Here is a 10,104-nt window from a genome sequence, read left to right on the forward strand (position 1 = left end):
ACCTACCAAAGCTGCGCTATTTTGTGCGCCAGGCCTAAAAGCCGACGCTAACACGCTGCAGAATCAAATCCCCCGCATATGAACTGCCTCCCCTTTCTTATGTCCAAGAAATGGGAGGCAGTTCGATGACAAGGCGTTTTACATTACATAAGCTCAACGTTACTCAAGCTCAAAGGCTCCTGTGTAGAGCTGGTAGTACGTTCCTCGCTTGGCGAGAAGTTCGTCGTGTGTACCGCGCTCAATAATGCGACCGTGGTCAAGTACGACAATAACATCTGCGTTTCTAACCGTAGAAAGACGGTGAGCAATAACAAAGGTGGTGCGGTCGTACATCAGAGCGTCCATACCACGCTGGACTATTGCTTCGGTACGTGTGTCAATGCTGGAAGTAGCTTCATCCAAAATCATGACTGGTGGATCTGCGACTGCTGCGCGAGCAATGGAGATGAGCTGGCGCTGTCCTTGGGAGAGGGCACTGCCGTTGTCCTTGAGCATGGTGTGGTAACCCTCTGGAAGACGTCTGATAAAGTCATCGGCACCAGCAAGTTTTGCGGCCTTTACGCAGTCCTCATCTGTGGCATCAAGACGGCCGTAGCGGATGTTATCCAAGACGGTACCTGTAAAGAGGTTGACGTCTTGCAGAACAATACCGAGAGCACGACGAAGAGCGCTCTTTCTAATTTTGTTAATGTTGATGCCATCGTAGCGAATTTTGCCGTCTTCAATGTCATAGAAGCGGTTGAGCAGGTTAGTAATGGTTGTTTTACCAGCGCCTGTTGCGCCAACAAAGGCAACCTTCTGACCAGGTTTTGCATAAAGAGAAATATCATGCAACACGGTGTGGCCAGGCTCGTAGCCAAAGTCAACATCAAAGAGGCGAACGTCTCCCTTAACAGGGGTGTAAGTAACCGTGCCGTCACTGTGTGGATACTTCCAAGCCCAGTAACCGGTGCGGTACTCAGCTTCCTGAACTTTACCGTCAATGGTTTCTGCGTTGACTAAAGTAACGTAACCTTCTTCAGTCTCTGCTGGTTCATCAAGTAGCTCAAAAACTCGATTAGCACCAGCGATACCCATAACAACAGAGTTAATCTGACTAGAAATCTGGTTGATCTGAGCGGAGAACTGACGTGTCATGTTGAGGAAGGGGACAGCTACAGCAATGGTGAAAGGTAGTCCAGATAAAGAAACGTTTTGAATGTTCAGAGTAATAAACACACCAGAAACTACAGCAACTACAACGTACATAATGTTGCCCAGATTGTTGAGGATAGGCATAAGCGTGTTGGCATAAAGATTTGCATTTCTTGCAACAACCATCAGCTCATCGTTGATTTTGTCAAATGATTCAATAGTTTCTGCCTCATGACTAAAGACCTTAACGACCTTCTCGCCATTCATCATTTCCTGAATGTGTCCCTCAACATCTGCGGTAGTCTTCTGAGTCTTAACAAAGTTCTTTGCAGACTTACCACCAAGGTTTTTAGTAGCAAGGCCCATCAAAGAGAATCCAAACAGAACAACCATGGCCATAAGTGCACTGTAGTAAAACATGATGAATACTACTGCGATGATAACCACAGAGGTAAAGAGGAGGTTTGGAAGACTGGTGCCAATCATTTGGCGCATTGCGTCAATATCATTGGTGTAATAGCTCATAATGTCGCCATTGAGGTGCGTATCAAAGTACCTAATAGGCAAGTCTTGCATGTGCGAGAACATCTTTGAACGCCATTTTTGCAGAGCTCCCTGGGTGACAATAGCCATACCCTGGGTAGAGATGATATTTGCAAGAAGTCCAATGACGTAGAAGGTGGCGAGAAGAGCCACGTTCTGGAAGACTAAGCCTTCAGCAGAACTCCAGTCACCACTATCAATAAAGTTAGAGATGATAGAGAGGATTCGCTCCAAGAAGACACTTGGGAGTGACTGCATAATTGCTTGGATAACAGCACCAAGGAGTGCTATAGGGAGAAGGACAGGATAGAACTCCCAGAGCATTTTAATGGTTCGAGTAAGAATTTTTCCCACGGGAAGCTTTGGTCTTGTACTGTTTGTTTCTGTTGCCCTACTCATGAGAAGTCACCTCACCTTCCTGAGACTGATTTTCATCAACACTTTGCTTGTTCTGTGAGAAGTACACTTCGCGGTAGATTGGATTATCTTTCAGGAGTTCTTCGTGCGTACCAATTGCGTTAACGCGGCCGTTATCCAGAACAATAATCTTGTCAGATTCTTCGATACTGGAAGTACGCTGAGCAATGATAATCTTGGTGGTATCAGGCAAGAAATCTTTAAGACCAGAGCGAATTAAAGAATCAGTCTTTGTATCAACAGCACTGGTAGAGTCATCAAGAATAAGTACTTTTGGGCGCCTAAGCAGTGCGCGCGCAATACAGAGTCTTTGCTTTTGACCGCCAGAAACGTTGTTGCCACCCTGCTCAATATGAGTCTCATATTTATCAGGGAAGGTTTGAACAAAGCTATCAGCCTGAGCAAGACGAGCTGCCTCAAGAATCTCTTCATCGGTAGCGTCAGGGTTACCCCACAGGAGATTCTCTTTGATGGTGCCGCTAAAGAGAACGTTTTTCTGAAGAACCATGGCAACAGCACCACGAAGAGTGTCAATGTCATAGTCTTTGACATTGTGTCCACCAACAGAAACGCTACCAGCGGTTACATCGTATAGTCGAGGAATGAGCTGCACCAGCGTGGACTTTGCAGAACCGGTACCACCGATGATACCGATGACCTCACCAGAGTTGATGTGAAGATCTACACCAGACAGGGCTTCTCGACCCTCTGGACCGGAATAGGAGAATCCAACGTTCTCAAAATCAATGGATCCGTCTGTAACCTCGGTCAGAGGATTTTCTGGGTTGTTAATAGTGGAAGTTGCAAGAAGTACCTCACAGATGCGGCGAGCACCTTCTTCTGCAATGATGATCATGGCAAAGACAAAGGAAAGCATCATGAGTGACATAAGCATCATAAAGCCATACGTAATAAGCGAAGAAAGCTGTCCAACGCCAAATGCAGTTCCCTGAGAAGAAACAATCAGATACGAGCCAAAGTACAGAATGAAGACAAACAGCACGTAAATAGTGAAGTTCATAAATGGAGAGTTCAGAGCCATGAGCCTCTCGGCTGCTGTAAAATCTTCGCGCAGCTCTTCTGAAGCCTTATCGAATTTCTGACGCTCAAAGTTTTCATTTACAAATGACTTAACAACGCGGATACCAGCCAAGTTTTCTTCAGCAGATTCATTGAGTGCGTCGTATCTCTTAAATACCTTTTTAAAAATAGGAATGACTCTAGAAATAATGAAGTAGAGACCAATTCCTAGAAGAGGCATGACGGCAACAAAAATAATGGCAAGCCAGCCACCCATGATAAAGCCAGCAATAAACGCTGCAATAAACATAAATGGAGCACGAACGGCCATGCGGATGAGCATCATAAATGCCATTTGTACGTTAGAAATATCCGTAGTAAGGCGTGTTACTAACGATGACGAAGAGAATGCATCAATAGTGGTAAACGAGAAATTTTGGATATTACGGAACATATCACGGCGAAGATTGCGCGCAAAGCCCGTGGATGCTTTGGCAACAGAAATACCGGATAGTGTTCCAAACAGCAGCGACAGCATTGCCATAGCAGCAAGAACAGCTCCAGACTGAATGACAGCGTTTAGTTCTGCCCCTGTGCGAAGCGTATCAACAAGATTAGCTGTTCTAAAAGGAATAAGAATTTCTAAGATGGTCTCAATTAACACAAAGAGAGGAGTGAGGATAGTGTCTCTTTTGAACTCGCCGATACTCTTTGAAAGCACTAAAGCAATCTCTTTAATGGAAAGATTACTGACATCTACAATACCTGTCAGGGCAGAGGGAACCATAGCAGTTTCTGCTTCAGTTGATTCAACCATGTTTTCAAGTTCTTCAGTTGAAGTTACTTCTTCTGACATGCTGTTTCTCCCTTCTCATCTCTGTTAATTGTGTCCCAATGTTCAACTAAACGATCTAGATATGCGCAGAATGTAACTTTTTCTTCATCTGAAAGAACCGACAAAGCCTGTGCTTCAAATGACTCGATGGCCTCTTGAGCTTCTTTTGCTTGTTTTCGACCTTCTTTTGTCAAAGAAAGAAGTGTTTGTCTGCGATCTTTGTCTACGCGTGTACGTTCAACAAGACCTTTTGCTTCAAGTTTGCTCACCATTTCTGAAAGCGATGCAGATGCATTCTTAGTTTTGGCGAGAAGATCTTTTTGGGTCATTTCTCCATCACGATATAGTGTGGTCAAAATAAACTGCTGACCACCACGACATCCACGCGTGATGTAAAGATAATGGCCTAGGTGGCCAAGATTGCGAATGATGCGCATCTCTTGAGTAGGTGAGGTTGATGCCTGATGCATGAGTACCTCCCGTAACAGAAATAATTCTTGTTAGGTATTGTACTCAAAAATTCTGAGATAGCAAGGTACTTAACAATTAAGTACCTAAGTTTTTTAAATTCCGCAAAATTTGCAGGTAAGATAAACAATTGCTCTTGTAAAAATCCTAAAGATACAAGAAATTTGCAAATAGTCTACGTATTACTGCACCCGGAGACACCTTCGGAACATTGTGAGGGCATCCTGGAATGAAGAGAAGTCGAGCGGTAGGGATTGCCTCGGCAATACGGCGAGTTTCTTCTGGGTAGATTTCGTCATATTCACCAGCCATGACAACAACAGGAACAGAAATATATCCAAGAGTTGCGGGATCAATATGTGGGTTGTCTACCATAAGCTCCAAATGCTCTGCAATACGAGCTGCTTCAGCAGGCGAGGGAACGGGATAGCCATCTTCTAGAACAGCGCCTTCCCAACCTTGAGCTGCCCAACGTTTGTTGCCCTCGATGCTTTCATAGAGCCAGGTCATATCACCTAACGTGTCAGGCTCAAGATTTGCTCCGATAGATACAAGAGAGGTAACTACGTCTGGATAGTCGCGTGCCAGAAGAAGACCAAGAATAGCTCCGTCAGAAAAGCCCACAATATGAGCAGACGCAACACCAAGCTGCTTTAGGACAACGTATGCATCTTCTGCCATCTGCTCGTAGGTAAAGGCGGCTGTTCCTCGAGTGCTCAAACCCTGATCTCTCGAGTCAATACCTATTGCGGTGTAACCTTGGTTACACACTTCATCAATGATGGTGCCAAAGATGCCATGCTCTTCTCCATTTCCGTGGAGAAACACAATAGGCGCAGCATTGGTAGCGTTAGTAACAGACGCCAAATAAGCCGCAGTTGAAGCGAGGTCTTTACAGGGTTTCTCGCCAGCTGGAGCAGCAGGAGTGTAGACAAACGTTGCAATTTCTGCGCCGTCATCAAGCAACACCTGAAGATGACTCTTCAGGTGTGCTGTTGGCTTGCTATAAGGTTTTGGGCGGTAGACGGATGGAAACTCAACCACGTATGCTCCTAGCTGCGTGTTTTAGTTCTTCTGGCTTGGATGTGCTTTGAAGAAGTCAAAGCGAGGAGGGAGCTCTTCAAGCTGGTGCTCCTCTGCGCTCTGGCCAAGCTTTGCCGCAAGCTCTTTTGGACCCATAAAGGCGTTCTCCCAAGAGAAGAACTCCTCATGTGGGAAGTTGAGAGCATCTGCAATGCGCTCGCAGCCTTCCGGAACAGCCGGGTGCATAAGCAGCGTGATGGTCTTGAGCGCATAGAATGCATCAGCAAGTGCCTGGTCGTAGGCCTCGTCATTGCCCTGAGCGGCCTTGGAAGCCTCGCCCCAACGCTTGTTTTCTGCGCGAGCATACTCATCAACAGCGGCAAGTGCAGAGTGTGCGTCAAAGCCGTATGCAAGCTGCTCGTACTTCAGCAGAACCTCTTGAGCAGCATCGATAACTTCCTGGTGAGGCTCACTGATAGGCAGGTGACCACCACACGCATTGGCCGCACCATACAGGCAGCTACGAGCCATGCGGTTAAAGATGTTAGTGAGAAATGCTGACTCCTTGAGCGCTGGATCAACAACGCGAGGGTCATCCTTTACCAGAAGATCTGGCTCGCCGTCTTTGTCCTTCCTGGATACAGAGGTGTCAAAAGCCTTTGGCGAGAAGGACACGGCGCGCTGATCAAGGCCAAGTGAGAGCCAGTGAGCGCGGAGTTGCTCTGGAGTGTAGAACTCAAGAAGCTCTTCAGCCATTGGAGGCTTGATAGCACCAGAGCTGGAAGCCTTCTTGTTCATAAAGAGAATGTGGTAGTTAGCAACTGGAGTATCGGTGATAAGACCCCAATCAAGTGCATCCCACAGCGGGTTCTGGACAATGCAGTAGAAGAAGATGTTGTCCTGACCAATGAACTGGTAGACAGCAGCATCGTCACTGCACCACCAATCGCGCCACTCGTCAGAAGAGTAGCGAGAACCACCGTTGCTAGCGTCTTCAGAAAGAGCAGCACGTGTGAAGGTGATAGGAGCCCAGAGGGACTCAGTCCAGACCCAGATGGTAAGGTCTTTGAGATCTTCAATGTCTGGAGACTTAAGGCCCCAAGAAATATTACCCGTCATGCGGTAAGGCAGGAGAGTCTTGCTTGTTCTAAAACGAATTCCAGCCTCTTTGAGTTTCTCGCGAGCCTCATCTCTGTCTTGCCAATTTTCAAAGACAACTGAGAAGGAAGATGCATTACCTTCTGGCTCAATGACATTATGAGCTGGGAGGGAAGAGGCAACGCCGTCAAAGTCTTGGCGGAAGGAATTTTGAATGTAGATAATAGGCTCAGTTAAAGTCTCTTGAACGGTAGAGGTAACAACTGAGCGAATCTGTGGGTTGTTCTTCCACTTTTCTACCAGGTTGTTTAGAAACTCTTTGTATTGTGGCAGGTCAAAGTACCAGCTTGGTGCAGGACGAAGCTCTGGCGTGGTGCCAGTGAGCTGCGAAACAGGGGCAATGAGCTCCTCTGGATTGAACTGATGACCCAGGTCGCATTCTTCTGCATAAGCTTTCTCTGACTTGCAGCCCTTAATAGGGCAACGTCCATTGACCTGGCGTCCATTAAGGAACGTCTGAGCCTCAGTATCGTAAAACTGTTTAGTTGAGAGCTTGGAGAGTTTACCGCGCTCGTAAAGGCGGTGCATGATGCTGTCAGCCATCTCTTCGTGGATCTTTGCGGCGGGTTCTAGCGCGGAACCGCCGTAGAAATCAAGCGAGATATTGTAGGCGTTAAGAGCGCTTTTCTGCAGGTTGTGATTATGATTTACGTAGTCAAGGATGGTGCCCTCGTAACCCTCTTCTTCAACCTTTTTGCGATAGCCCTCTGCGATAGGAGAGCCATAGCAATCAGTTCCCGAGATAAACAGTACGTTTTTCTGGCCAATACGATCTCTTAAGAAACGAGCAAAGAAATCTGCTGGGACAAAGACGCCCGCAATATGTCCAAAGTGGAGATTCTTGTTACCGTAGGGCATACCACCGGTAATGACAGCGCGCTTAGGAAAATGAGGGCGGTTGTTTATGTCGTAGCTTTCGGCCATGGATACCTCGCAGTTGGAATTAGTAGATTTAAGCAAATTGTCTTCTTATTCTAATCTTTTTTGATTCACTACACGAATAGATTCAGAAGTCGATACTATAGTGAGTAGAAATTATGTAAGGAGAGTTTGTGGGAAGAAAAAAACCAAAGACAAGCCTTGAGTTTGTTCTAAAGGATCCACCAAAGTCTGTGGTGACGCCCTTCCTTGTGGCTGACCTTGCACTTTTGCTTATGTTTGTGTGTCATATTCCGCTGATGGTTATGGGAGAGCTCCCAGCCAATGACATCCTTCCAGCCGTGTTGGGTCTTCTAGGAAGCATGTTGGCAGGTGGCTTGATCCTTGTGTGGATTACCCGCGTCAATAAGCGAGATTTTAGGTCATTGGGCCTTCGAGTAAGCTCCTGGCCAGGATTTATGCGCGGAGTTACCTTTGGCTTTTTGATGGTGCTGTTTACCTTTGGCTCTATCATGCTCATTGAAGGCTTTGACTTTAACTTCAACGCTTCCTATAACATTTTTGCTGCTCTCTTCTTACTTGTGGCAACCCTTATTGAGTCCGCAGCAGAAGAAATCTTGTTTAGAGGTTATCTACAAACTGGTGTTGCAGCTAAGAGTTCTTTCCCTGTAGCGCTTGTGCTTCAAGCAGTGCTCTTTACCGCAACGTATGGACTAACGCCTAACATCTCTATTGCCGCAGCAATCTCAGTCTTTTTGATGGGCATTCTTTATGGCTTGGTGTTTTGGCTTACCGATAATCTGCTCATGACCATTGCTATGCACTTTATCTGGAACTTTGTAACCGGCCCTATTCTGGGCATATCGGTTACCACTACGCTTCTTCCTACCACGCTCTTAACAGCGTATCCTGCAGCATCTGAGTTTATCTCGGGTGGCGCCTACGGTATCGAAGCAAGCGTTGTTACCATTTTTGTATGCCTTGCTGCCTGCGCTATAGTAGGTTGGAAATGTTATAAGGCACAAGGCGAGAAGAACTAATGGCTTCAAACATGCTTCAGTCAATTGAGACTCTTTCAGTAGAGCCGGGAACACCGCTGCTGCTCCATGCATGCTGTGGTCCATGCTCACTTGAACCTTTAAAACATTTGAGGGAAGAGGGCTTTGAGCCAACCATCTGCTGGACTAATCCTAATATTCAGCCAGTTGAAGAGCATGATAGGCGTCTTCAAACCTTACTTACGTGGGCTCAAGAAGAGGCTCATGTTGAGGTGATTGTGGCAGGAGATCCGCGAGAGCAGTGGGAGCGAGCCGTGGCCCCTCAGGGATTTGAGCGAGATCGTCGCTGTCGCGCTTGTTACGCAATCCGCTTGGCAGAGAGTTGTCGTGTGGCGGCTGAGCGCGGGTTTGAATACGTTTCTACAACACTGGCTGTCTCGCCCTATCAGCTCTTTGATGCGTGCGAGGATGAGTTGGTGTCCATTGCGCATGCTCATGGACTGACGCCTGTATGGAGAGATTTCCGTCCGTTTTACCCAGAGGCCACAAAAGAGTCTCGTGAGCTTGGTATGTATCGACAAAATTACTGCGGTTGCAGATATTCTGCAGCCGAGGCTCAGATAGAGCGTCATGAAGCTCGTGACGCAAGAAAGGCAGCACGTCATGCGAACTGACGATTTTGATTACAACCTTCCAGAAGAACGTATTGCACAAGCTCCTGCTGAGCCAAGGGACTCTTGTAGGCTTTTGGTGCTGCATAGAGAAAATGGCCGCATAGAGCACAAGCACTTCACCGATATTGTGGAGTATCTTGAGCCGGGCGATTTGGTTGTAGTTAATCAGACGCGCGTTATGCCAGCTCGCCTTGTAGGTAAAAAGCAAAATACGGGCGGCGTCTCAGAAACGCTGCTTTTAAAACGTCGAGAAGACATTGATGCTTTGGGTAGTGTATGGGAGTGTCTGGTAAATCCTGGTAAGCGTCTAAAGCCTGGCGCAATAATTGAATACCGTGCAGGTGGCTTGCATGCTCCTGACTCAGCTCCTGTTGTGTTGACGGGCACCATTGTGGACTTTGTTGACGACAACAGGGGAGGTCGCCTGGTGCGTTTTGAAGCACAGGGAGATCGCACTCTTGACGAGGCTATTCATGAGGCGGGCCACGTTCCACTGCCTCCGTATATTACACAGTACGAGGGAGACCCAGAGAAGTACCAGACAGTCTACGCTATGCAGGACGAGCATTCTGCTGCAGCTCCTACAGCGGGTCTTCACTTTACTCCTGAGCTCATTGAAACAATCAAAGCAAAGGGTGTTCAGTGGGCATCCGTTGAGCTAGAGGTGGGTATTGATACCTTCAGGTTGGTAACAGAGGATGATCCTACTAAGCACGTCATTCATACTGAGCGCTACCACGTAGCTCCAGAAGTTGTAGAAGCAGTAAAGGCTACCAAAGCCGCTGGTCATAAGGTTATTGCCATTGGTACTACCAGTGTTCGCTCGCTTGAAAGTGCTTGGGATAATCAGATTCCTGCAGCTGAGCCTCCTGTTGTTGCCCGTCGCTTTGAGGAGGAAGAAGACTCTGATGCAGTGACTCATAAAGGCGATATGGTTGCCAGAGAAATCGCAACC

8 protein-coding genes are annotated in these 10,104 nt (G+C 47.1%); 3 read left to right on the forward strand and 5 right to left on the reverse strand.

Annotated features, from left to right (window positions below; genetic code table 11):
• Positions 1–159 precede the first annotated feature (159 nt).
• The 5 genes from RWJ43_RS04325 to RWJ43_RS04345 all read right to left on the reverse strand — a co-directional run bounded on the left by RWJ43_RS04325 (position 160) and on the right by RWJ43_RS04345 (position 7,522).
• The gene (locus RWJ43_RS04325) at positions 160–2,076 is read right to left on the reverse strand and encodes an ABC transporter ATP-binding protein (protein WP_314008198.1); all 1,917 of its coding nucleotides are present in this window, start codon (positions 2,074–2,076) and stop codon (positions 160–162) included.
• Complete coding sequence (locus RWJ43_RS04330) at positions 2,069–3,970, reverse strand: ABC transporter ATP-binding protein (protein WP_314008201.1); 1,902 nt, start codon at positions 3,968–3,970, stop codon at positions 2,069–2,071. Before RWJ43_RS04330 ends, RWJ43_RS04325 begins: the two co-directional genes overlap by 8 nt.
• Positions 3,955–4,419 (reverse strand): MarR family transcriptional regulator, encoded by a 465-nt coding sequence (locus tag RWJ43_RS04335; RefSeq protein WP_314008204.1) that lies wholly within the window; start codon positions 4,417–4,419, stop codon positions 3,955–3,957. Before RWJ43_RS04335 ends, RWJ43_RS04330 begins: the two co-directional genes overlap by 16 nt.
• Before the next feature lie 145 nt (positions 4,420–4,564).
• On the reverse strand, positions 4,565–5,461 hold the full coding sequence (locus RWJ43_RS04340; RefSeq protein WP_314008207.1) for an alpha/beta fold hydrolase: 897 nt from the start codon (positions 5,459–5,461) through the stop codon (positions 4,565–4,567).
• Positions 5,462–5,482: 21 nt separating this feature from the next.
• A complete protein-coding gene (locus RWJ43_RS04345; protein WP_314008218.1) occupies positions 5,483–7,522 on the reverse strand; it encodes a class I tRNA ligase family protein in 2,040 nt (679 codons plus the stop codon).
• Between the two features lie 128 nt (positions 7,523–7,650).
• Here RWJ43_RS04345 and RWJ43_RS04350 point away from each other — a divergent pair, with 128 nt between their 5' ends.
• The 3 genes from RWJ43_RS04350 to RWJ43_RS04360 form a co-directional block, all read left to right on the forward strand.
• On the forward strand, positions 7,651–8,517 hold the full coding sequence (locus RWJ43_RS04350) for a type II CAAX endopeptidase family protein (RefSeq protein ID WP_314008210.1): 867 nt from the start codon (positions 7,651–7,653) through the stop codon (positions 8,515–8,517).
• On the forward strand, positions 8,517–9,149 hold the full coding sequence (locus RWJ43_RS04355; protein WP_314008211.1) for an epoxyqueuosine reductase QueH: 633 nt from the start codon (positions 8,517–8,519) through the stop codon (positions 9,147–9,149). Before RWJ43_RS04350 ends, RWJ43_RS04355 begins: the two co-directional genes overlap by 1 nt.
• On the forward strand, positions 9,139–10,104 hold a 966-nt coding region (locus RWJ43_RS04360; RefSeq protein WP_314008215.1), incomplete at its 3' end, for an S-adenosylmethionine:tRNA ribosyltransferase-isomerase. The genes RWJ43_RS04355 and RWJ43_RS04360, both read left to right, overlap by 11 nt.

Origin of the sequence: Lancefieldella parvula, assembly GCF_963530955.1 — a bacterium.
In the GTDB taxonomy this organism is placed as follows: Bacteria; Actinomycetota; Coriobacteriia; order Coriobacteriales; family Atopobiaceae; genus Lancefieldella; species Lancefieldella parvula_A.

Coding starts and splice junctions, on each gene's coding strand:
- RWJ43_RS04325 (WP_314008198.1), bottom strand. CDS start 2,076: ATGAGTAGGGCAACAGAAACAAACAGTACAAGACCAAAGCTTCCCGTG.
- RWJ43_RS04330 (WP_314008201.1), bottom strand. CDS start 3,970: ATGTCAGAAGAAGTAACTTCAACTGAAGAACTTGAAAACATGGTTGAA.
- RWJ43_RS04335 (WP_314008204.1), bottom strand. CDS start 4,419: ATGCATCAGGCATCAACCTCACCTACTCAAGAGATGCGCATCATTCGC.
- RWJ43_RS04345 (WP_314008218.1), bottom strand. CDS start 7,522: ATGGCCGAAAGCTACGACATAAACAACCGCCCTCATTTTCCTAAGCGC.
- RWJ43_RS04355 (WP_314008211.1), top strand. CDS start 8,517: ATGGCTTCAAACATGCTTCAGTCAATTGAGACTCTTTCAGTAGAGCCG.